Raw genomic sequence first — 21,697 nt, forward strand, 5'->3', positions numbered from 1 at the left:
ACGGTTCACCACCTGCTGGGGGAAAGGTCGGATTTTTGCCGGTCCTGTTCGCCCGCGGCGAAACCTGGGGCGGCGGATGCCGATGATCGCCCGGTGGCTTAGGGTCGAGGTTGTCATGGCTCGTGTAATCCACGTCTTCCGTCAGCCCGACCGGTTCATCGCCGGGACCGTCGGGGAACCCGGTGACCGCACTTTCTACCTGCAGGCGTCCGAGGATGTGCGCACGATCAGTGTGACCATCGAGAAGCAGCAGGTGGCGGTGCTCGCGGAGCGGCTCGGTTCGCTGCTCGACGAGGTCGCCACGCGCTTCGGTGCCGAGATACCGGCGGAAACACCCGATGAGCTCGTCGATGCCGAGCCGCTGACCGTGCCGGTGGAGGAGGAGTTCCGTGTCGGCACGATGGGGCTGGGCTGGGATGCCGAGAGCAGCGCGGTGGTGATCGAGTTGCTGGCGGTGACCGAGGGCGAGGTCGACGAGACCGTGGTGCTCGACGACACCGAGGAGGGGCCCGACGCGGTGCGGGTGTTCCTGAGCCCGGTGGCGGCGCGGGCGTTCGCCGAGCGGGCGGACCGGGTGGTCAACGCGGGGCGGAAGCCGTGCCCGCTGTGTGGTGAGCCGCTGGACCCGGAGGGGCACATCTGCCCGCGGCAGAACGGGTACCGGCGTGACGTGGATGTCATCGAGGAGTGAGTTGGCCGATTCGTCTTCCGATCCCGCCGCGAAGGACCTGGTCGCGCGGGGGCGGATCTCGGTGGAGGGGCGGCTGGTCGACGCGTCGAACGTGACCTTGTTCTGCTCGGTGGAGCTGGACGGGGTCGAGGCGAACGCGGTGTACAAGCCGGTTTCGGGGGAGCGTCCGCTGTGGGACTTCCCGGACGGGACGCTGGCCGGGCGTGAGGTGGCCACGGCGCTGGTGTCGGAGTACACCGGGCTGGGGCGGGTGCCGCCGACGGTGTTGCGGGATGGTCCGTTCGGGCCGGGGATGGTCCAGTTGTGGATCGAGACCGACGAGGACGCGGACCTGATCGACGTGCGGGCGCCCGCGGAGGTGCCGCCGGGGTGGCGGGTGGTGCTGCACGCGCACGACCGGCTGGGTGAGCCGGCGGTGCTGGCGCACGCGGACCACCCGGGTATCCGGGAGTTGGCGGCGCTGGATGTGGTGGTGAACAACACCGATCGCAAGGGCGGGCACGTGCTGGCCGGGGTGGATGGCCGGGTGTACGGGGTGGATCACGGGATCTGCCTGCACACCGAGCCGAAGCTGCGGACGGTGTTGTGGGGCTGGGTCGGTGACGAGTTGCCGGGGGAGATCGCGGAGAAGCTGGCGGCGGTGCCGTCGTTGCTGGACGGTGTGTTGGGGGCGGAGTTGGCGCCGCACCTGACGCGGGCGGAGATCGCCGCGGTGGGCGCACGGGCGGCGAAGCTGCTGGCGGACGGCTCTTTCCCGGCCCCGGGTGATGACTGGCGCGCCATCCCCTGGCCCCTTTTCTGACACGACCTTCTGCGCGAGTGTGGCTTTCGCCTGCCCGAACGTGGGGTTCGGCTTCCTGAACGTGGGGTTCGGCTTCCTGAGTGTGCAACTCGCCGGCCCAGCTTCTCCTGGCGAGTCCCACGTTGGTGCAGCCGAACCTCACACTCGTGCAGCCGAACTTCGCGTTCGTGCAGCCGAGTTCTACGTTGGAGGTTCTGGCGCGGGGTCGGCGGCGCGTAGGTAGCGGTGGCCGAGGGTGCGCAGGTGGTGGGTGAGTTCGGGTGGGGTGACGACGTCGAAGTCGGTGCGGAGCATGCCGAGGTAGAGGGCGAGCAGGTCGAGTGAGTCGGTGGCGGTGTGGAACAGGCAGCTGTGCTCGTCGACGGCTTCGAGGGTGCCCCAGCCGGGGGCGAGGTGGTCGGTGAAGTGTTGGGCGGGGCCGTGGAGGCGGATGGTGGCGCGGATGCGCTGGTAGGCGGTGTTCACGCCGTCGGTGACGTAGGTGGCGAGGTCGGGGTGGGGTGCTTCGCGGGGGGTGAAGCGTGGGCCGTTGGGGGTTCTGGGGGCGAGGCGATCGACGCGGTAGGTGCGCCAGTCGGTGCGGGCGGTGTCCCAGGCGACGAGGTACCAGCGGCCGCGGGCATGCACGAGCCGGTGGGGTTCGGCGTCGCGGCGGGTGGTGGTGCCGTCGTGGCGCTGGTAGTCGAAGCGGAGGCGTTCGTGGTCGCGGCAGGCGGCGGCGATGGTGGTGAGCACGCCGGGGTCGACGGGGGCGCGGTGGTCGGGTGCGGCGACGGTGGCGGCCTGGAGGGTGGTGACGCGGTGGCGGAGCCGGGACGGCAGCACGTGTTCGAGTTTGGTGAGGGCCCGCAGTGAGCTTTCCTCGAGTCCGCCGGTGGCGGTGCGCAGGCCGACCACGATGGCGACGGCTTCTTCGTCGTCGAGCAGCAGGGGTGGCATGCGGGCGCCGGCGCCGAGGCGGTAGCCGCCCGCGGCGCCGGGCTGGGCGTTGACGGGGTAGCCGAGTTCGCGGAGCCGTTCGACATCCTTGCGCACGGTGCGGGTGGACACGCCGAGCCGGTCGGCCAGTTGGGGGCCGGTCCACTCGCGGGTGGCCTGCAGCAGGGAGAGCAGGCGGAGCAGGCGGGCGGAGGTCTCGAGCATGGGACGCAGTCTGGCACCGATCGCGGAAAGCTTCGTTCCGCGTTCACCGGCCGGCCGGGTCGAGCAGCCGGTCGGTCAGTGCGGCGAGTCGTTCGGCGTCGGCGAGGGTCGCGGTGTCGATGTCCACCGGTAGCCGCTTGCGGCCCTGGTAGGCGCTGAGGTTCTCGGCGGGTGGGTGGTCGATGAGCGCGTCGAGTGGTTCGACGGCGCGCTCGGGGGTGGTGCCGGCGACGCGGGCGAGCAGGGAAACCAGGGTGCGGCGGACCCCGGTGAGTGAGCCTTGGTGGCTGGTGCGGACGAAACCGGGGTTGATCAGCACGTGGGGGACGCCGGTGCGGGCGGCGGCGCGCAGGAAGGTGGCGCGGCGGCTCTGGAGGTTGGCGGCTTTCCAGGTGTAGCCGTGCTCGAAGTTCACGTCGTCCCAGTTGATCGCGTCGGCGGGGGCGCCTGGCACGGTGGTGTCGACGATGACCGGGGCGGGTGCGGCGCGCAGTTGCTCGTGGAGTCCGTCGGCGAGCAGGTGCCTGCTGAGGTGGTAGAGGGCGAAGTTGTGCTCGATGCCCTCGGCGGTGGTGACGCGGGGGAAGTTCGCGTAGGCGGCGGCGAGCACGAGTGCGTCGATGGGCCGTTCGCGCAGTTCGTCGAGCACGCGCCGGTTTTCGCTGATCAGGGTGAGGTCGGCGCGTAGGAATTCGCCGCCGCCGAGGGTGGCGAACTTGTCCCGGCTGCGGCCGATCACCACCACGGTGTCGCCCGCGTCGAGCCGTTTGCGGGCCAGTGCGTATCCGAGGCCGTCGGTGCCGCCGGTGATCACGATCGTCTTCATGGGTGCCCTCCAGTTTCCGGAACTACGGTTCCGGATCGTACGTAACGGAACCAGGGTTCCGCAACGCTAGGATGGGCGGCGTGATGCGCAGGGATGCCGCCCGCAACCGGGAGCTGGTGCTCGCCGCGGCGGCGAAGGAGTTCGACCAGCGCGGGCTCGATGCCGAGATCCGCGACATCGCCAAGGCCGCCGGGGTCGGCGTCGGCACGGTGTACCGGCACTTCCCGACCAAGGACGACCTGGTCGGCGCGGTGCTGGAAAAGGACCTGGGGGAGTGGCCGGGCATCGTCGAGCGCGCGCTGGCCGCCGAGGACGCCTGGGCCGGGCTCGCCGGGTTCCTCGAGCAGACGCTGGCGACCATGGCGCGGCACAAGGCGGTGCTCGACGGGGTGACCAGCGCCGAGGCCTCCGCCGCGGCCGACGCCTGCCGCAGTCACCTGGCCGAGGCGGTCGCGCCGATCGTGCGGCGCGCCCACGACGAGGGCAGCCTGCGGCCCGAGGTCACCGGGCAGGACCTGGGCCTGCAGATCCTGGCGCTGGGCCGGATCGTGGAACTCGAACCCGGCGGCTGGCGGCGGCAACTGGGGTTCGTGCTCGACGGGTTGCGTGCGCGCTGAACCGGCGTGGCGTCCACCGATGGGGTGGGCTCGTGGCTACCGTTGCCCGGCGTGCGCTCCCATTCCTATGACGACGTCCTCGCCGGGCCGCGCAAGCGCGTGATCCCCGAGGTGCCCGCCGAACCCGGCCTGGTGGTCGAGGAGCCGGGCGGGTTCTGCGGTGCGGTGGTCCGGCTCGAGCACGGCACGGTGGTGCTCGAAGACCGCCACGGCAAGCACCGCGTGTTCCCGCTCAGCCGCGCCGGGTTCCTGCTGGAGGGCAAACCGGTCACGCTGGTGCCCGCGAAGGCCGGACCGGCCAAGGCCGCGGCGTCGGCGTCCGGCTCGGTGAAGGTGGCCGGGCTGCGGGCCCGCACCGCGCGTGACTCGCGCATCTGGGTCGAGGGCAAGCACGACGCCGAACTGGTCGAACGCGTGTGGGGTCACGACCTGCGCGTCGAAGGCGTGGTGGTCGAACCACTCGACGGGGTCGACGTGCTCGCCGGGATGATCGAGGAGTTCGGCACCGGCCCGGAGCGGCGCCTCGGCGTGCTGGTGGACCACCTGGTGCCCGGCAGCAAGGAATCCCGTCTGGTGGAAGCGATCCACGACGAGCACGTGCTGGTCACCGGGCACCCGTACGTCGACATCTGGCAGGCGGTCAAGCCGGCTTCGGTCGGCATCCGCGCCTGGCCGGAGATCCCGAAGGGCCTGCCGTGGAAGGAAGGCATCTGCGAAGCGCTCGGCTGGGGCGAGCCGTACGAGGGCTGGGCCAGGGTGCTCGGCGGAGTGCGCAGTTACCGCGATCTGGAAACGCCGCTGATCGGCGCGGTGGAGCGGCTCATCGACTTCGTCGCGCCACCGCCGGAAGGGTGAATCCGGCAGATCACGCGTAGGTCACGTCCAGTCGCTCACTCAGTGTGAAGCCGATCTATCTGCCAACATGGACGCCATGGCAGCACTCATCTGGTTCGTGGCCGGGTTGGCGCTCATCGCCGCGGAGGTTCTGTCCGGGGATTTCATGCTGCTGATGATCGGCCTCGGCGGCCTGGTCGGCGCCGGTTCGGCGCTGCTCACCGACAACGTCTACGTGCAGGTCGCGGTGTTCGCGGTGGCCTCGGTCGGGCTGGTCGGCGTGGTCCGCCCGGCGCTCAAGCGCCGCTTCCTCTCCGGCCCCGACCACAAGACCAACGCCGACGCGCTGATCGGCGCCAAGGCCGTTGTGCTGTCCACTGTGGACATCGAAAGCGGCCAGGTCAAGCTGGGCGGCGACGTCTGGTCGGCCCGCTGCTTCACCGAGGGCCAGGTGCTCGAGCCGGGGACCAGGGTGACCGTGGTCGAGATCTCCGGGGCCACGGCGGTCGTGTCGGCCGAGCTGTGAGGACCGGCGTCGCTAAGGTGAGCCCCGCGGCAGCGGGCTGAGCGCCGCACCGAACGAACAGGGGAGACGAACTTGTCAACCGCAGCGTTAATCGTCGTCGCGATCGTGGTGCTGCTGGTGATCGTCACCGTCGCGAAGGCGATCATGGTGGTCCCGCAGGCGCAGTCGGCGGTGATCGAGCGACTGGGCAGATTCCGCACCGTGGCCGCGCCCGGCCTGAACTTCCTGGTCCCGTTCCTGGACAAGGTGCGCGCCCGGATCGACCTGCGTGAACAGGTGGTCTCCTTCCCGCCCCAGCCGGTGATCACCCAGGACAACCTGACGGTGTCCATCGACACGGTGGTCTACTTCCAGGTCACCGACTCCCGCGCGGCGGTCTACGAGATCTCGAACTACATCGTCGGTGTCGAGCAGTTGACCACCACCACGCTGCGGAACCTGGTCGGTGGCATGAGCCTGGAAGAGACGCTGACCTCGCGCGACCAGATCAACGGCCAGCTGCGCGGCGTGCTCGACGAGGCCACCGGCCGCTGGGGCATCCGTGTGGCCCGCGTGGAGCTGAAGGCGATCGACCCGCCGCCGTCCATTCAGGACTCGATGGAAAAGCAGATGCGCGCCGACCGGGAGAAGCGCGCGATGATCCTGACCGCCGAAGGGCAGCGGGAGTCCGCGATCAAGACCGCGGAAGGGCAGAAGCAGAGCCAGATCCTCGCCGCCGAGGGTGCCAAGCAGGCGGCGATCCTGGCCGCCGAGGCCGAGCGGCAGTCGCGGATCCTGCGGGCCCAGGGTGAGCGGGCCGCCCGCTACCTGCAGGCGCAGGGGCAGGCCAAGGCCATCGAGAAGGTGTTCGCCGCGATCAAGGCCGGGCGCCCGACGCCCGAGGTGCTGGCCTACCAGTACCTGCAGACGCTGCCGCAGATGGCGCAGGGCGACTCGAACAAGGTCTGGATGGTGCCCAGCGACTACGGCAAGGCGCTCGAAGGGTTCGCCCGCTCGCTCGGCACGCCCGGCGACGACGGGGTGTTCCGCTACGAGCCGCCCGCCTACGACGACGCCGAGCGCCCGCCGGTCGAGGACGAAGAGGTGGCCGACTGGTTCGACACCTCCACCGACCCGCGGGTCGCCGAAGCGGTCCGCGCCGCCGAAGCCGTGGCCCGGCAGGAAGTGCCGAGCCCGCTGACCGCGCCGCGCACCACCCCGCCGGCGCTCGCCGCGCTGCGCGGGGACACCGAGCCGCAGGCCGAGCCGGAACCGACCGAGCGCCAGCAGCCGCCGGCCCCGTCGCCGGAGCAGCCCGCGCAGTTGCCGCCGTCGCAGCAGCAGCGCCCGGCGCGGCCGTTCCCGCAGGCACAGCCGCCCTACCAGCAGCAGCCGCCTCCGCCGCAGAACCCGCCGAGCGGGCCGTTCCCCGGGCAGGGCCCCGGCAACGGGCCGTACTCGGGTCCGCCGCGACAGCAGTGACCGGCGAGGGTGGCTTCCCCAGGGGAGCCACCCTCGTTCGTTTCCCGGTCAGTACGGGCCCAGCTCCGGGCGCTTGGGCCGCAGGTTGTCCCCGGAGGACTCGCCCCGCAGGCGCCTGCCCACCCACGGCAGCGCGTGCTCCCGCGCCCACCGCAGGTTCTCCCGGCGGCGGATCCGCGCGGTCGCCGTCTCCGCCGGTCCCAGCGCGACCCCTTCCAGCGGGTGCGCGGCGCCCAGGGCGTCCAGCACCGCGATCGCGATCTCCTGGTGTCCCAGCGAGTTCAGGTGCAGCCGGTCGGGCGCCCACAGCCGCCGGTCCCGCAACTGCCGCATCGCCCACATGTCCACCAGCAGCGTGCCGTGGCGCGCGGAGATCTCGCGGACGAACTCGTTGTAGATGGCCACCCGCCCGCGCATCTTGCGGAACAACGCGTCCCCGACCCCGTCCACCCCGGTGAACAGCACCACCACCGCGCCGGTCGCGGTCAGCCGCGCGACGGCGTCGTCGTAGAGCTCCATCAGGGCGTCGATGTCCACCTTGGGCCGCATCAGGTCGTTGCCGCCCGCGTAGAGCGTGACCAGATCGGGTTTGAGGTCCAGCGCCGGCTCCACCTGCTCGGCCAGGATCGGCCGGAGCAACCGGCCACGCACCGCGAGGTTGGCGTACCGGAACTCCTCGTCCCCGGCCGCGAGCACCTCGGCGACCCGGTCGGCCCACCCCCGCACCCCGTTCGGCGACGCGGGATCGTCGTCCCCGACTCCCTCGGTGAAGGAGTCGCCCACTGCAACTAAGCGCTTGCTCACCTCACCATGGTGCCATCCCGGCCGAGCGGGCCGGCGGGCACCGCCGATCACCCGTGGCCGGGGTCACCCCCGGGAAAACCGGTTGCCCGCCCTGCGCCCGCCGGTCCAGACTGGGCTCACCACAGCACGGGGAAGGGGGCAGCCATGACCACCACGCGACGGCGAGTCAAGCGCGGTTCCCGAACCCGCCGAGGCTGAGTCCTCGGCTTCCCACGGAACCGCCCACCGGAACACACCGGCCGGGCGGTTTTCTCTTTTCCGGCCTCACCATCTACCCCCGTAGCTCAGCGGACAGAGCACATGACTACGAATCATGGGGTCGCAGGTTCGATCCCTGCCGGGGGTGCGGCACATCGTTCGGCCCCTGTGGTCCAGCGGAGACGACACCGGCTTCCGAAGCCGGAGACCCGGGTTCGACTCCCGGCGGGGGCGCGCAGGCGCGGGGTGCTCAACCGGCGCGGCGGCGGTCGCGGTGTTCGGCGACGTAGACGCGTGTGGCGCACTTCGTGGTGCAGTAGCGGCGGCGGCCGTTGCGGGAGGTGTCGACGTAGACGGTGCCGCAACCCGGGCGGTCGCAGGTGCCCAGGCGTTCGGGCTCCTCGCAGAGCAGGTGCGCCAGTCCGCCCGCGGTGTAGGCCTGCAACCGCCGGACCGCGCCCGACTCCTCGCTGGCGTAGTGCAGGTGCGCGGCCAGCCCGTCGTGCCGTGAGATGAACGGGCGGCACGCCGAATCCGCGAGCAGCTCGTTCACCACGTCCACCCGCTTGTCCACATCGGACTCGGCGAACACCGGGCGCAGCCGGTCGCCCCAGTCCGCCACCGCCGCGGCGTCGGCCGCGCTCAAGCGCCGCAACGACATCCCGTGCGAGCGCATCATCGCCACCAGCTCCGCCGCCGGGGCGTGCCCGAGGTTGACCAGCCCGGCGGCCACCTGGGCCGCGGAACCGCCGTAAGGGTTGAAGTGCACTGAACCATTACAGCACGCTGGAGCGGTGAACACCGAATCCTGCCCTCGCTGCGGCCGTCCCGCCGAGGAATCCGCTCCCGCTTCCCGTCACCGCACCGGGGAGGGCACGCTCAGCTACCGGCGCTGCGCCTGCGGCAGCTGGCTGGTCCGCCTCGGCGAGCACGTGATCGGCGCGACCGGCACGCATTGACCTCAACTATGGTTTAGGTTCTACCGTCGGCTCCATGAGCCCACACGAGCACGCCCCGCCCCGAGCGGGCAGGCGGGAATGGCTGGGGCTGGCCACCCTCGCCCTGCCCACGCTGCTGATCGCACTGGACATGAACGTCCTCGGGCTGGCCGTCCCGGCGCTGAGCGCGGACCTGCGGCCCACCGGCACCCAGTTGCTGTGGATCAACGACATCTACGGCTTCCTGATCGCCGGGTTCCTGATCACCATGGGCACGCTCGGCGACCGGATCGGGCGGCGCAAGCTGCTGCTGATCGGCGGCGCCGCGTTCGGCGTGGCCTCGGCGGTGGCGGCCTTCTCCGTCAGCGCGGAGATGCTGATCCTCGCGCGGGCCGCGCTCGGCATCGCCGGGGCCACCCTGATGCCCTCGACCATGTCGCTGATCCGCAACCTCTTCCACGACCCCGCGCAGCGCACCGTCGCCATCTCGGTGTGGATGACCAGTTTCACCGCGGGCAGCGCGCTCGGCCCGCTGCTCGGCGCGGTCCTGCTGGAGAACTTCTGGTGGGGCTCGGTGTTCCTGCTCGGCGTACCGGTCATGCTGCTCCTGCTGGTCTTCGGCCCGCTGCTGTTGCCCGAAAGCCGCAACGACGGCGCCGGCCGGGTGGACCTCGCCAGCGTCGCGCTGTCGCTGAGCGGCATGCTGGCCACCGTCTACGGGCTGAAGAAGTTCGCCGAGACCGGGTTCGACTGGACCGCCGTGCTCGCCTTCGCCGGCGGGCTGGCGCTCGGCTACACCTTCCTGCGCCGTCAGCGCACCTTGGACGAACCGTTGCTGGACCTCGGCCTGTTCGCCCACCGTGGCTTCACCGCCTCGATCACCGTGCAGACGCTGGCGGTGTTCGGCATCGCCGGCGGGTTCTTCTTCGTGGCCCAGTACCTGCAACTGGTGCTCGGGCTGTCCCCGCTGGAGGCCGGGCTGTGGACGGTTCCGTCCACAGTGGCCGGTGTGGCCGGCACCATGCTGGCCCCGGCCATCGTCCGCCGCGTCCGCGCCGCCCACGTGCTCGGCGGCGGCCTGGTCCTCGCGGTGGCCGGATTCGTGCTGCTCACCTTCACCGGGCCCGACTCGGGCATCGGTGCCGTGGTCGCCGGGTTCGGCCTGCTGTCCTTCGGGTTCGGCCCCGCGATGACCGTCACCGCCGACCTGATCATGGGTTCCGCGCCACCCGAGCGCACCGGCGCCGCCTCCGCGCTGTCCGAGACCGGCAGCGAACTCGGCATGGCACTGGGTATCGCGCTGCTCGGCAGCATCGGCACCGCGGTCTACCGGGTCGGCGTCACCGAAGGCACCCCGGCGGGGGTCCCGCCCGAACTGGCCACCGTCGCGCACGACACCCTCGGCGGCGCGGTCACCGTGGCCGCCGAACTGCCCGCAGGCACCGCTGATCAGCTGCTCACCGCCGCCAGGGCGGCGTTCACCGACGGCTTCCACGTCAACTCCTGGATCAGCGCCGCGCTCACCGCCTGCCTGGCCGTCCTCGCCGTCGTCCTGCTCCGGCCCGTCACCGAACCGGCCGCACCCGAGCGAACCCGTGTCCACTGACCCACTGGAAAACCCGAAGAAAGGCCTGTTCATGTCCGAGCGCTTCCGGATAGCCGTACTCGTCGCCAGTGTCCGCAAAGGACGGTTCGCCCCGGTGGTCGCGGACTGGTTCACCGGCCAGGCCGCGCTCCACCCGAAGATCGTCGTGGACCTCGTCGACCTGGCGCAGCTCCCGTTCCCCGGCGCGGAACTGTCCGCGCGCCTGGGTGCCGCGGACGGGCTGGTGATTCTCACCCCGGAGTACAACCACAGCTTCCCCGGACCGCTGAAGACCGCGCTGGACTCGATCGGCACGGAACTGCGCGGCAAACCGGTCGCGTTCGTCAGCTACGGCGGGCTCTCCGGCGGCCTGCGTGCGGTCGAAGCCCTGCGGGTCGTGCTGGCCGAACTGCACGCGGTCACCGTGCGCGAGACCGTCAGCTTCCACGGCGCCGGCGCGCAGTTCACCCCCGACGGCGAACCCAAGGACGCCAAGGCGGTCAACGACGCGGCCGCGGTCCTGCTCGGGCAACTGGTGTGGTGGGCGCGGGCGCTGCGCGCGGCCCGCGCCGAGCACGCCTACGGCACCTGATCGGCGGCCCGGGGGAGGCCCTCGCCCGGCTTCCCCCGGCCCACCAGCGCCTCGATCCCGTCGAGCAGCCGGTGGAGCCCGAAGTCGTAGGCCTCGGCCGCCGCTTCACGCGCACCCAGCTCGAAGCCCTCGTTCTCCCACACCTCGACGATGGTCGGATTGGCCTCGGTGTCGAAGTAGTTCTCCCAGAAGGATTGCCGCTGGTGCCACCAGGTGTCGGTGCTCTGCCCGGTGACCCGCTCCAGGTGGGCGGTGTCGGCCTCGACCGCGGCGTTCGAGTTCACGAAGGTCGCGATGCTGTTCGCCGCCGCGGCCATCTGCCGGTGCGTCAGCCCGATCCCGGCCAGCGCGGACAGCAGGTACTCCTGGCGGCGCATCATCCCCGGCCCCAGCGCGGGCCGCGTCATCGACACCTGCCGCAGCCACGGGTGACGCCGGTAGGTCTGCCGCGTGCGCTCGGAGTACAGCTCGACCTGCTCGCGCCAGCACGGCGGCCGCGGCTCACCCGGACCCGGCAGGGCGTACTCGCACAGCACCGCGTCGACCATCAGATCGAGCAATTCGTCCTTCGCCGGCACATAGGAGTAGAGCGTCATCGTGCCCGCGCCCAGCTCCTTGGCCACCCGGTGCATCGACGCCGCGGGCAGGCCGTCGGCGTCGGCGATCCGGATCGCCGCGGCGACGATCACCTCCAGGCTCAGCCGCGGCTTGCGGCCCCTGGCGGGCTCCGGCTCGGCGTGCCGGTCCCGCCAGAGCAGCCGCAGGCTGCGGTCCGGGTCACCACCACCACTGTGTTCCACCGTCACGAGACTGGATCCTACATTCCCGTATGGTGTACGCTAGTTGTTCTCGTACGGGATACGAAAAGGAGTGGGGCACAGTGACGATTCTGGTCACGGGAGCCACCGGCAGCGTCGGACGCCTGGTCGTCGACGAACTGGTGGCACTGGGGGCGCCGGTACGGGCGTTGACCGTGAACCCGGAGAAGGCGGCTCTGCCGCCCGAAGTGGAGGTGGTCACCGGCTACCTCGGGCGGCCGACCACCCTGCCCGCCGCGCTGAAGGGGATCGACGCGGTCTACCTGGCACCGCTGCCGGACACGGTGGAGGACTTCACCGCGCTGGCGCTGGAGGCCGGCGTGGGCCGGGTGGTGGCGCTGTCGGGCAGCAACGCCGACGAAGAGGAACGCGAGGGCTCCAGCGGAGCCCACTACATCAAGGTCGAGCGCGCGGTGGAGGCCGCGGGTTTCGACTGGACCTTCGTCCGGCCCGGTGTGTTCGCCAACAACACGCTGGGCTGGGCGGACGAGATCAAGGCCAGCGGGACGGTCAGCTCGGCCTACCCGCACGCCGCGCAGACCCCGATCGACCTGCGTGACATCGCCAGGGTCGCGGCGAAGGTGCTCACCGAAAGCGGGCACACCGGCCGCAGGTACCCGCTCAGCGGCCCGGAGTCGATCACCCAGGCCGGGCAGGTCGAGGCCATCGCCGCCGCACTGGGCACCGGCATCCGGTTCCACGAGCTGACCAGGGAGGAACACCGCGAGCGCTGGCTCGGCTACGGCATCCCCGCCGAAGTGGCCGACTGGCTGCTCGACGGGTTCGCCGAAGCCACCGAACACCCGCAGGTACCCGAACCCGGGTACGAAGAACTGATGGGACACCCCGGCACCACCTACGCGCAGTGGGCCGCCGACAACGCCGAGGCCTTCCGCTGATGCCGCAGACCGACCACATCCGGATCACCGGAGCCAGGGAGAACAACCTCAAGAACGTGTCGCTGGACATCCCCAAGCGGCAGATCACCGTGTTCACCGGCGTGTCCGGCTCCGGCAAGTCCTCGATGGTCTTCGACACCATCGCCGCCGAGGCCCAGCGCCAGCTCAACGAAACCTTCACCGCGTTCGCGCGGAACTTCCTGCCCAGCTACGGCCAGCCCGACCTCGACGAGATCGAGAACATCTCGGCCGCGATCATCATCGACCAGAAGCGGCTCGGCGGGAACTCCCGCTCGACCGTGGGCACCATCACCGACATCAACCCGCTGCTGCGCCTGCTGTTCTCCCGGGCAGGGCAGCCGCCCGCCGGGTACTCCAACGCCTTCTCCTTCAACGACCCGCAGGGCATGTGCCCGGAGTGCGACGGCCTCGGCCGGGCCGTGCAACTGGACCTGGACAAGTTCCTCGACCGGTCGAAGTCGCTGAACGAGGGCGCGGTCCAGCACCCCGACTTCGCCGTCGGCGGCTGGGTGCTGGGCACCTACACCGGCTCCGGGTACTTCGACAACGACAAGCCGCTGACCGACTACGGCGAAGCCGAGTGGCAGCAGCTCCTGCACGGCGAGGGCAAGCTCGTCATGCAGTGGCAGGGCGGGTCGATGAACGCCAGGTACGAGGGCCTGGTGGACCGGTTCACCCGGCTCTACATCAAGAAGGACGGCATGTCCGACCGCAACCGCGAGATCTTCCTGCGGTTCGTCACCACCCGGGTGTGCCCTGCGTGCGAGGGCACCCGGCTCAGCCGGGCCGCGCTCGACTGCCGCATCGAGGGCTACAACATCGCCGACTTCACCGCGATGGAGACCGGTGAGCTGGTCACCGTGCTCGGCAAGCTCGAGGTGCCCACCGCGAAGACCGTGCTGGACAGCCTCGTCGACCGGATCGGCAACCTGGTCGCCATCGGCCTGGGCTACCTCAGCCTGGACCGCGAGACCACCACGCTCTCGGGCGGGGAGTCCCAGCGGATCAAGATGGTCCGGCACCTGTCCAGCAGCCTGATCGAAATGATGTACATCTTCGACGAGCCCAGCGTCGGGCTGCACGCGCGGGACGTGCACCGGCTCAACGAGCTGCTGATCAAGTTGCGGGACAAGGGCAACACCGTGCTCGTGGTGGAACACGACCCCGACGTGATCGCGATCGCCGACCACGTGGTGGACATGGGCCCGCACGCCGGAGCACGCGGCGGCGAGGTCGTCTTCGAGGGCAGCGTCGCCGAGCTGGCCAAGGCCGACACGCTGACCGGGCGGTTCCTGCGTGACCGGCTACCGCTCAAGACCTCGCCGCGGTCGCCGTCGGGCTGGTTCACCGTCGCCGGCGCCACCAGCCACAACCTCAAGAACGTCACGGTGAACTTCCCGGCCGGGGTGCTCACCGTGGTCACCGGGGTGGCGGGCTCGGGCAAGAGCTCACTGGTCAACGACGCGTTCCTCGCCGAGCACCCGGACGCCATCGTGATCGACCAGGCCGCCGTCGGCACCTCGCGGCGGTCGAACACGGCGACCTACACCGGCCTGCTCGACGGCATCCGCAAGCTGTTCGCCAAGGCCAGCGGCGTCAGCCCGTCGCTGTTCAGCGCCAACTCCAAGGGCGCCTGCGAGAACTGCCAGGGCCTCGGGGTGATCTACACCGACCTGGCGTTCATGGACGGGCTGAAGTCGGTGTGCGAGATCTGCCGCGGGCGGCGGTTCTCCGACGACGTGCTCGAGCACAAGCTGCGCGGCCGGTCGATCAGCGACGTGCTGGAGATGACCGCGGCCGAGGCCGTCGAGTTCTTCACCGAGAAGAAACTGCGGGAGGTGCTGCGCGCGGTCAACGACGTCGGGCTGGACTACCTGAAACTGGGGCAGCCGCTGAGCACGCTGTCCGGGGGCGAGTGCCAGCGCATCAAGCTCGCCACCGAACTGCACAAGGCGGGCTCGGTGTACGTGATGGACGAGCCGACCACCGGGCTGCACATGTCCGACGTCGGGCACCTGCTGGAGATCATGGAACGACTGGTGGACCGGGGGAACACGGTGATCGTCATCGAGCACAACCTCGACGTCGTCCGCAACGCCGACTGGATCGTCGACCTCGGCCCCGAAGGCGGCAGCGGCGGCGGAACCGTGTTGTTCGAAGGCCCGCCCGCGGACCTGCTGCGCACCACCGGCTCCCACACCGCCGAATTCCTGCGGCGGGACCTGTCCGCCTGACCGGCTCGACCCGAGGACGGCCTCAGCCCGGATCCAGGCTGAGGCCGTCCTCGGGCCTGCCACTGCGCGGCAAGGGCTGAAGCGCCCGGCAGGGCTGTTGACAAGTAGGACCGGAGCTGTCCTAGACCGCTGGCATGCTGGGCGTCATGACCGACGCCAAGCCCGCCACCGCACGGCTGCTCAGCCTGCTCTCGCTGCTGCAGACGCCGCGTGAATGGTCCGGCAGCGAGCTGGCCGGGCGCCTCGGGGTCAGCCCGCGCACCATCCGGCGTGACGTCGACCGGCTGCGCGACCTCGGGTACCCGGTCGAAGCCAGCATGGGTGCCGAAGGCGGCTACCGCCTCGTCGCCGGGGCGGCCATCCCGCCGCTGCTGCTCGACGACGAGGAAGCCGTCGCCATCACCCTCGGCCTGCGCACCGCGGCGGGCAACGCGATCACCGGCATCGAGGAAGCGTCGGTGCGGGCGCTGACCAAACTCGAACAGGTGCTGCCCTCACGCCTGCGGTACCGCGTGGGCGCGCTCAGCGGCGCCACCGTGCCCACGCTGACCCCGGGCACCTCGATGGTCGACCCGGCCGTGCTGACCACGATCGCCGCGGCGATCGCCAACCGTGAACGGCTGCGCTTCGCCTACCTCACCAACGAAGGCGCCGACGGCAAACGCCACGCCGAGCCACACCGCCTGGTCTCCGCCGGGCGCCGATGGTATCTGGTCGCCTTCGACCTCGAGCGTGACGACTGGCGCATCTACCGCGCCGACCGCGTCCGCGACCCCCTCGCCACCGGTGCCCGCGCCCAGCCCCGCGAACTGCCCGGCGGCGACGCGGCCGAGTTCCTCACCAGCCGGATGTACTCCCTCGTCCCCGTCTACGAAGCCGACGCCACCCTGCACCTGCCGATCGAGCAGGCCCGCGCCCGCCTCGGCGACCCCGCGGGCACCCTCGAACCGATCGACGAGCACACCTGCCGCCTGCGCGGATACGGCGACACCCTGGAATGGCTCGCCTCCCGGCTGGTGATGCTCGGCTGCGAGTTCGAGGTGCACGGGCCACCCGAGCTGATCGGGCACCTGCGGGAGATCGCGGGCAGGGCGGGCCGCGCCAGTGGGGTCGCTTGCGAGGGCGGCGACGGGGATGCTGTGATTCGGTGATGACGGCTACCGAAACGCACGCCGCGATCGAGGCGGTCTGGCGGATCGAAGCGGCCAGGCTCATCGCCGGGCTGGCCAGGATGGTGCGCGACGTCGGCCTCGCCGAGGAACTGGCCCAGGACGCACTGGTGGCCGCGCTCGAGCAGTGGCCGGAAAGCGGCGTGCCGCGCAACCCCGGCGCCTGGCTGATGACCATCGCCAAACGCCGTGGCATCGACCAGGTCCGCCGCCGCGAGACCCTCGAGCGCAAGATCGAGGTGCTCGGCCACGACATGGAGACCGACGCGCCCAACGCGCCCGAGGACGCCGTGCTCAACGGCGACGACATCGGCGACGACCTGCTGCGCCTGGTGTTCACCGCCTGCCACCCGGTACTGAGCACCGAAGCCAGGGTCGCGCTCACCCTGCGCATGCTCGGCGGGCTGACCTCCAAGGAGATCGCCCGCGCCTTCCTGTCCTCGGAATCGACCGTGCAGCAGCGGATCGTCCGCGCCAAGCGCACCCTGGCCGAGGCGAAGGTGCCGTTCGAGGTCCCCGAGGAAGCCGAGCGCGCCGAACGCCTCGCCTCGGTGCTCGAAGTGATCTACCTGATCTTCAACGAGGGCTACTCGGCCACCGCGGGCGACGACTGGCTGCGGCCCGCCCTGTGCGAGGAAGCGCTGCGGCTCGGCCGGGTCCTCGCCGAGCTGGCCCCGAAGGAAGCCGAGGTGCACGGCCTGGTCGCGCTGATGGAGATCCAGGCTTCCCGCTCCCGCGCACGCGTCGGCCCCCACGGCGAACCGGTGCTGCTGCTCGACCAGGACCGCACCCGCTGGGACCAGCTGCTCATCCGCCGCGGGCTCGACGCGCTGGAACGAGCCGAAGCGGCGGGCCCCGCGCTCGGCCCGTACGGGCTGCAGGCCGCGATCGTCGCCTGCCACGCCCGCGCCCGCACCGCCGAGGACACCGACTGGCGGCGCATCACCCAGCTCTACGACGAACTCGCCGGCCTGTCCGGCTCCCCGGTGGTGGAGCTGAACCGGGCCGTCGCGCACTCGATGGCCTTCGGCCCAGCCGCCGGGCTCGCCCTGGTCGACCCGCTGCTGGAAGAACCCTCGCTGAAGAGCTACCACCTGCTGCCCTCGGTCCGCGGGGACTTCCTGGCCAAACTCGGCCGCTTCGACGAGGCCCAGGCCGAGTTCGAGCGGGCGGCGGGCATGACCAAGAACGAACGCGAACGCACCCTGCTCACCGACCGCGCCGCCGCCTGCGCCAGGGGAGAAGCCCCGGCCTAACCCCGGTGGTAGTCCACGACGGCGTCGCCGTGGGCGTACTTCTCCCCGTCGAAGTCGTGCGGGAACTCGGGGGAGAGGGCACTGGCCTCGTCGAGGCGCCGCAGCTCCTCCGGTTCGAGGTCGACCAGCCCCAGGTTGTCGGCGAGCTGGGCTTCGTTGCGGATACCGACGATCGGGATCGTCAAGGCACGCGCCTGCTGCGCGCGCAGCCACGCCAGCGCCACCTGACTCGAACTGGCACCGCGGCCTTCGGCGACAGCGTTGAGCACGTCGGCGATGGCCAAGTCCCGCTCGGAGATCTCGCTGCCCGCGCGGCGCCCGTCGGCCGGGCGTTCGCGGTCCGAGCCGTAGCGGCCGGTCAGCAGCCCGCCGCCGAGCGGCGCCCACCCGGTCACCGCCAGGTCCAGCGCCTTGGCCATCGGCAGCAGCTCCCGCTCGACCGTGCGCTCCACCAGGCTGTACGGCACCTGGATCGCGGAGAACGGGGTGAGCCCGCGTTCCTCGGCGAGGGTCACCGCGCGCGAGACCAGCCACGCGGGCGTGTCGGAGATCCCGAGGTAGAGGACCTTCCCCGAGCGCACCAGCTCGTCGAGCGCGACGACGACCTCTTCGATCGGGGTGTAGCCGTCCCAGATGTGCACCCAGTACAGGTCGATGTGGTCGGTGCCCAGGCGGCGCAGGCTGTCCTCCACCGCGCGGCGCAGGCTCTTCCGGTGCGTGCCACCCGCGTTCGGATCGGCCGGATCGGTGCTCAGGCCGTACTTCGTGCCCAGCACCCAGTAGTCCCGGTCCGCCCGGATCAGCTCGCCGACCACCCGCTCGCTCTCACCACCGGCGTAGCGGTTGGCGGTGTCGAGGAAGTTGCCGCCCGCTTCGGCGAACCGCTTGAGCGCGCCCGCCGCCGCACCGGCGGTCGCCACCCCCAGGTCGGGGTAGCCGAACATCATCGTGCCCAGGCAGAGCTCGGACACTCGCACGCCGCTGCGGCCGAGCAGGCGGTATCGCATGATGGTCATACGGAGATTATTCAAGCTTGACTATTCAAGGTCAAGGGCGCCCCGGGCATAGCGCCCGGCCAGGTGCTCGAAGGCTTCGCTGAGTTCGACCGGGCCGACGACCTGCATATCGGCGTCGAACCGGCCGAGATCGGCCGCCAGCGCCACCCACGACCACGAGCCCATGACCAGCCGGCTGCGATCCGGCCCGAGTTCTTCGACCACCCCGTCGCGGGCGTACGGCATCACTTCGGCGGCCGGGAGGTCCAAGATCACCTCGCCACGGCACGGCCAGTTGCCCGAACCGTCCGCGCCGTGGAACCGGTTCACCAGGAACGTGGCCACGTCACCGCCGGGCACCTCGCGCGGGGTGAACCGCGGCCCGGTGGGCGTGCGCGGCGTGAGCCGGTCGACGCGGAAGGTGCGCCAGTCCGCCCGGTCGAGGTCCCAGGCGACGAGGTACCAGCGGCCGCCCCGGGTCACCAGGTGGTGTGGCTCCACCCGCCGCGGCTCGGCCTGCCGGTGGTAGTCGAACCGCAGCACCTCCCTGGCGTGGACGGCGGCGCTGAGCGCCAGCAGCACCCCGCTGTCCACCCCCGGCTCCGCCCTGGCCACCGCGGTGACCTGCAGCGTGTCGATCCGGCGGCGCAACCGGGCCGGCATGACCTGGCGCACGGTGGTCAGCGCCCGGGCCGCGGCCTCCTCGATCCCGGCGCCACTGGTGGTGGCGATCCGGAGCGCGACGGCCAGCGCCACGGCCTGCTCGTCGTCGAACAGCAGCGGCGGCAGTTCGGCACCGGCGTCGAGCCGGTAACCACCGTCGGGCCCCTTGATGGCCGCGATCGGGTACCCGAGCTCACGCAGGCGGTCGACATCGCGGCGCACGGTCCGCGGACTGATGTCCAGCCGCTCGGCCAGCAGCGCCCCCGGCCAGTCCCGGCGGGCCTGCAGCAGCGAGAGCAACGCCAGCAGCCGCGCTGAAGTTTTCGGCACGCGGTCCATTCTGCCCGAAGAAGAGGACACAACCTGGCCGCTACCCCTGACATCGTTCAGCACAGACCGGGCAGGGAGCCCGGTCGCAGCGAAAGGGGCCGGACATGTCGGTCAAGACCACCCTCCACCTGAACTTCCGCGGCGAAGCCCGCGCGGCGCTGGAGTTCTACCAGTCGGTCTTCGGTGGTGACCTCGCCGTCGTGACCTACAAGGACGCCGGGAACCTCGACGAACCGGACGAGGCCGACCAGGTGATGTGGGGCCAGGTCGCCGCGGGCAACGGCTTCCACGTCATGGCCTACGACGTGCCCGCGCGCCTGGCCTTCGACCGCGGCGAGAACTCGTTCTTCGCCTCGGTGCGCGGCGAGAGCGTCGAGGAGATCACCGGCTACTGGGAGAAGCTCTCCGGTGGCGCGACCGTCGTCCAGCCACTGGGCCCGGCGGGCTGGGCGCCCGCCTATGGAATGCTCAAGGACCGCTTCGGCGTGGTCTGGGTCTTGGACGTCGTAAGCGACTACAACGGCTGAGGAACCTCACCATGACCGTGCTCACCGCCCGGGCGCTCAACCGCGCCACGCTGCACCGGCAGCTCCTGCTCGACCGCGCCGACCTGCCGGTGCTCGACGCCGTCGCGCACCTGTGCGGCCTGCAGGCGCAAGAACCGCAAGAGCCGTTCGCCGGGCTCTGGTCGCGGGTGCGCGGGTTCGACCCGTCCGTGCTCTCGGACCTGCTGACCAGCCGTGAAGTGGTGCGGACGCACCTCATGCGCCGCACCGTCCACCTCCTCACCACCGAGGACGTGCTCGCCTGGCGGACACGGCACGACGCCATGCTCCGCCAGCGCGTGCTCGGCACCTACCGCCGCGAACTCGACGGCGTGGACCTCGGCGAGCTGGCGGCGGCGGGCCACGCGGTCATGGCCGACGGTGAACCACGGTCGATGAGCGAACTGGCGCGCGCGGTGGCCGAGCGCTGGCCGGAACCGGGACCGCGGCCACTGGGCGAACTGCTGGTCGCGGCCCTGATCCCGATGGTGCAGCTGCCCCCGCGCGGGCTGTGGCGGGCGAAAGGGGGAGTCCGCAACCTCCCGCTGGCGTCCTGGGTGGGGCGCGAGGTCGCCCCACCCGCACCCGAGGGCACCGATCCGGCCGGACAAGCGCTGGTCCGGCGCTACCTGGCCGCTTTCGGCCCGGCCGCGACGGCCGACCTCCGAGCCTGGAGCGGGCTCGCCGGACTGCCCGCCGCGGTGGCCGCGATCCGCGACGAACTGGTCAGCTTCCGCGACGAGCGCGGCCGCGAACTGCTGGACCTGCCCGGCGCCCCGCTTCCCGACGCGGACACACCCGCGCCGGTGCGGTTCCTGCCGGCGTTCGACAACGCGCTCCTCGGCTACCACGACCGCGTCCGGATCATCGACGACGAGCACCGCGGCCTCTCCATCGCGGGGGAACGAGTCGTCCTGGTGGACGGCCGGGTCTCGGCGACCTGGACCGTCGGCAAGGACACCGGCACGGTGCTCGTCACCCCACTGCGGCCCTTCTCCCGGACCGAACGCGAGGAGGTCATGGAGGAGGGCTCGGCGCTGGCCGCGTTCTTGTCCGACAAGGAAAGCGACCGCGTGGAGCTCGCCGGCTGAACTCAGGCGTAGTCGCCGTTTTCCAGGCGGCCGGCGAATTCGGCCGCCCAGGTGGCTTCGCCGTCGAGCTGGGCCGCTTCGAACCGGTAGCTCTCGGCGACGTGCCGCGGGATGGGACCACCGGCCAGGATCGACCGGACCCCGTCGCGGATCGACTCGGCCCGCGCCCGCAGCTCCTCGGCACGCCGCCGCATCGCCGCAGCCAGCTCGTCGGCGGGTAAATGGGGGAAGAACGCCAGGCCGATCAGCAGCGGGTGGTTCGGCACGCGGGTGTCCCACAGGTTCTCCCGCAGCAGCCGCTGGAACTCCGCCTCACCCGCGTCGGTCAGCCGGTAGGTCGTGCGCTCGGGACGCGCGCCCTGCCGGTCGGTGCCGACGACCTCCAGCAGCTCTTCCTTCTCCAGTGACTTCAGCGCGTTGTAGATCGAACCGGGCGCGACATTGGCCCACTCCGCCGCGCCCCAGGACAGCAACTCGCGGCGCAGGTCGTACCCGTGCACCGGCCCGGTCTCGCGGAGCGCGCCGAGCACGAGCAGCCGTGTGGTCGCGGCCATCAGCCGTTCCGCCCGATCATGGCCCCAGGTTACTCAGCGCGATCTTCCGTTCGATCCGGAACTGTCGGTGCGCCGTGCTTGGGTTCGTCGTGAGGGCGAAGACGC

General features: G+C 71.2%; 23 protein-coding genes and 2 tRNA genes. 17 read left to right on the forward strand and 8 right to left on the reverse strand.

Annotation, left to right across the window (positions count from 1 at the left end):
• Nucleotides 1–115: 115 nt before the first annotated feature.
• Both JOM49_RS27040 and JOM49_RS27045 read left to right on the forward strand, forming a co-directional pair.
• Nucleotides 116–691: a DUF3090 domain-containing protein gene (locus JOM49_RS27040; protein WP_209667021.1), complete on the forward strand. Its 576-nt coding sequence runs from the start codon at nt 116–118 to the stop codon at nt 689–691.
• Between the two features lies 1 nt (nt 692).
• On the forward strand, nt 693–1,493 hold the full coding sequence (locus JOM49_RS27045) for an SCO1664 family protein (RefSeq protein ID WP_372444088.1): 801 nt from the start codon (nt 693–695) through the stop codon (nt 1,491–1,493).
• 180 nt (nt 1,494–1,673) lie between these two features.
• Here the strand turns inward: JOM49_RS27045 and JOM49_RS27050 are convergent, their stop codons facing one another.
• On the reverse strand, nt 1,674–2,636 hold the full coding sequence (locus JOM49_RS27050) for a helix-turn-helix transcriptional regulator (RefSeq protein WP_209667023.1): 963 nt from the start codon (nt 2,634–2,636) through the stop codon (nt 1,674–1,676).
• A gap of 43 nt (nt 2,637–2,679) precedes the next feature.
• Entirely contained in the window at nt 2,680–3,462 is a 783-nt protein-coding gene (locus JOM49_RS27055; RefSeq protein ID WP_209667024.1) for an SDR family NAD(P)-dependent oxidoreductase, read from the reverse strand.
• Between the two features lie 83 nt (nt 3,463–3,545).
• Here JOM49_RS27055 and JOM49_RS27060 point away from each other — a divergent pair, with 83 nt between their 5' ends.
• The 4 genes from JOM49_RS27060 to JOM49_RS27075 all read left to right on the forward strand — a co-directional run bounded on the left by JOM49_RS27060 (nt 3,546) and on the right by JOM49_RS27075 (nt 6,900).
• The gene (locus JOM49_RS27060; protein WP_245370968.1) at nt 3,546–4,079 is read left to right on the forward strand and encodes a TetR/AcrR family transcriptional regulator; all 534 of its coding nucleotides are present in this window, start codon (nt 3,546–3,548) and stop codon (nt 4,077–4,079) included.
• Nucleotides 4,080–4,130: 51 nt separating this feature from the next.
• On the forward strand, nt 4,131–4,934 hold the full coding sequence (locus JOM49_RS27065) for a DUF3097 domain-containing protein (RefSeq protein ID WP_209667026.1): 804 nt from the start codon (nt 4,131–4,133) through the stop codon (nt 4,932–4,934).
• Between the two features lie 76 nt (nt 4,935–5,010).
• Complete coding sequence (locus JOM49_RS27070) at nt 5,011–5,439, forward strand: NfeD family protein (RefSeq protein ID WP_209667027.1); 429 nt, start codon at nt 5,011–5,013, stop codon at nt 5,437–5,439.
• 72 nt (nt 5,440–5,511) lie between these two features.
• Nucleotides 5,512–6,900 carry an SPFH domain-containing protein gene (locus JOM49_RS27075; protein ID WP_245369492.1) on the forward strand — a complete coding sequence of 463 codons (1,389 nt, stop codon included), beginning with the start codon at nt 5,512–5,514 and terminating at the stop codon, nt 6,898–6,900.
• Nucleotides 6,901–6,948: 48 nt separating this feature from the next.
• Here the strand turns inward: JOM49_RS27075 and JOM49_RS27080 are convergent, their stop codons facing one another.
• Nucleotides 6,949–7,704 carry an SGNH/GDSL hydrolase family protein gene (locus JOM49_RS27080; protein WP_209667028.1) on the reverse strand — a complete coding sequence of 252 codons (756 nt, stop codon included), beginning with the start codon at nt 7,702–7,704 and terminating at the stop codon, nt 6,949–6,951.
• Nucleotides 7,705–7,977: 273 nt separating this feature from the next.
• On the opposite strand from JOM49_RS27080, the gene JOM49_RS27085 reads away from it, so the two are divergent.
• Nucleotides 7,978–8,050 (forward strand) — tRNA-Arg (locus JOM49_RS27085).
• A 14-nt stretch (nt 8,051–8,064) separates the two neighbouring features.
• Nucleotides 8,065–8,136 (forward strand) — tRNA-Arg (locus JOM49_RS27090).
• A 16-nt stretch (nt 8,137–8,152) separates the two neighbouring features.
• Here JOM49_RS27090 and JOM49_RS27095 read toward each other — a convergent pair.
• The gene (locus JOM49_RS27095; RefSeq protein ID WP_209667029.1) at nt 8,153–8,671 is read right to left on the reverse strand and encodes a CGNR zinc finger domain-containing protein; all 519 of its coding nucleotides are present in this window, start codon (nt 8,669–8,671) and stop codon (nt 8,153–8,155) included.
• A gap of 25 nt (nt 8,672–8,696) precedes the next feature.
• On the opposite strand from JOM49_RS27095, the gene JOM49_RS27100 reads away from it, so the two are divergent.
• Genes JOM49_RS27100 through JOM49_RS27110 form a run of 3 tightly spaced genes read left to right on the forward strand, consistent with a single transcriptional unit; the run spans nt 8,697 to nt 11,017 of the window.
• Nucleotides 8,697–8,861, forward strand: a complete 165-nt coding sequence (locus JOM49_RS27100; RefSeq protein ID WP_209667030.1) for a hypothetical protein — start codon at nt 8,697–8,699, stop codon at nt 8,859–8,861.
• A 34-nt stretch (nt 8,862–8,895) separates the two neighbouring features.
• A complete protein-coding gene (locus tag JOM49_RS27105; protein WP_209667031.1) occupies nt 8,896–10,446 on the forward strand; it encodes an MFS transporter in 1,551 nt (516 codons plus the stop codon).
• 31 nt (nt 10,447–10,477) lie between these two features.
• Nucleotides 10,478–11,017: an NADPH-dependent FMN reductase gene (locus tag JOM49_RS27110; RefSeq protein WP_209671636.1), complete on the forward strand. Its 540-nt coding sequence runs from the start codon at nt 10,478–10,480 to the stop codon at nt 11,015–11,017.
• Here JOM49_RS27110 and JOM49_RS27115 read toward each other — a convergent pair.
• Nucleotides 11,005–11,823, reverse strand: coding sequence for a TetR/AcrR family transcriptional regulator C-terminal domain-containing protein (locus JOM49_RS27115; RefSeq protein ID WP_209667032.1), 819 nt, complete (start codon nt 11,821–11,823; stop codon nt 11,005–11,007). The genes JOM49_RS27110 and JOM49_RS27115 overlap by 13 nt on opposite strands.
• A gap of 74 nt (nt 11,824–11,897) precedes the next feature.
• On the opposite strand from JOM49_RS27115, the gene JOM49_RS27120 reads away from it, so the two are divergent.
• From JOM49_RS27120 to JOM49_RS27135, 4 genes are all read left to right on the forward strand, one after another.
• Nucleotides 11,898–12,734: an NAD(P)H-binding protein gene (locus JOM49_RS27120; protein ID WP_209667033.1), complete on the forward strand. Its 837-nt coding sequence runs from the start codon at nt 11,898–11,900 to the stop codon at nt 12,732–12,734.
• Nucleotides 12,734–14,989 (forward strand): ATP-binding cassette domain-containing protein, encoded by a 2,256-nt coding sequence (locus tag JOM49_RS27125; protein ID WP_209667034.1) that lies wholly within the window; start codon nt 12,734–12,736, stop codon nt 14,987–14,989. The genes JOM49_RS27120 and JOM49_RS27125 overlap by 1 nt, the downstream gene beginning before the upstream one ends.
• A gap of 146 nt (nt 14,990–15,135) precedes the next feature.
• The gene (locus JOM49_RS27130) at nt 15,136–16,140 is read left to right on the forward strand and encodes a helix-turn-helix transcriptional regulator (RefSeq protein WP_209667035.1); all 1,005 of its coding nucleotides are present in this window, start codon (nt 15,136–15,138) and stop codon (nt 16,138–16,140) included.
• Nucleotides 16,140–17,414 carry an RNA polymerase sigma factor gene (locus JOM49_RS27135; RefSeq protein WP_209667036.1) on the forward strand — a complete coding sequence of 425 codons (1,275 nt, stop codon included), beginning with the start codon at nt 16,140–16,142 and terminating at the stop codon, nt 17,412–17,414. Before JOM49_RS27130 ends, JOM49_RS27135 begins: the two co-directional genes overlap by 1 nt.
• On the opposite strand, the gene JOM49_RS27140 is transcribed toward JOM49_RS27135, so the two are convergent.
• On the reverse strand, nt 17,411–18,430 hold the full coding sequence (locus JOM49_RS27140) for an aldo/keto reductase (RefSeq protein WP_209667037.1): 1,020 nt from the start codon (nt 18,428–18,430) through the stop codon (nt 17,411–17,413). The two genes, JOM49_RS27135 and JOM49_RS27140, sit on opposite strands and share 4 nt — an antisense overlap.
• Before the next feature lie 21 nt (nt 18,431–18,451).
• Entirely contained in the window at nt 18,452–19,402 is a 951-nt protein-coding gene (locus tag JOM49_RS27145) for a helix-turn-helix transcriptional regulator (protein ID WP_209667038.1), read from the reverse strand.
• A 104-nt stretch (nt 19,403–19,506) separates the two neighbouring features.
• Between JOM49_RS27145 and JOM49_RS27150 the strand changes: the two genes are divergently transcribed.
• Together JOM49_RS27150 and JOM49_RS27155 are read left to right on the forward strand one after the other, a co-directional pair.
• Nucleotides 19,507–19,929: a VOC family protein gene (locus JOM49_RS27150; RefSeq protein ID WP_209667039.1), complete on the forward strand. Its 423-nt coding sequence runs from the start codon at nt 19,507–19,509 to the stop codon at nt 19,927–19,929.
• 11 nt (nt 19,930–19,940) lie between these two features.
• Entirely contained in the window at nt 19,941–21,038 is a 1,098-nt protein-coding gene (locus JOM49_RS27155) for a winged helix DNA-binding domain-containing protein (RefSeq protein ID WP_209667040.1), read from the forward strand.
• Nucleotides 21,039–21,040: 2 nt separating this feature from the next.
• On the opposite strand, the gene JOM49_RS27160 is transcribed toward JOM49_RS27155, so the two are convergent.
• Nucleotides 21,041–21,592, reverse strand: coding sequence for a PadR family transcriptional regulator (locus tag JOM49_RS27160; RefSeq protein WP_209667041.1), 552 nt, complete (start codon nt 21,590–21,592; stop codon nt 21,041–21,043).
• Nucleotides 21,593–21,697: the final 105 nt, after the last annotated feature.

The organism is Amycolatopsis magusensis (genome assembly GCF_017875555.1).
Lineage (GTDB): Bacteria > Actinomycetota > Actinomycetes > Mycobacteriales > Pseudonocardiaceae > Amycolatopsis > Amycolatopsis magusensis.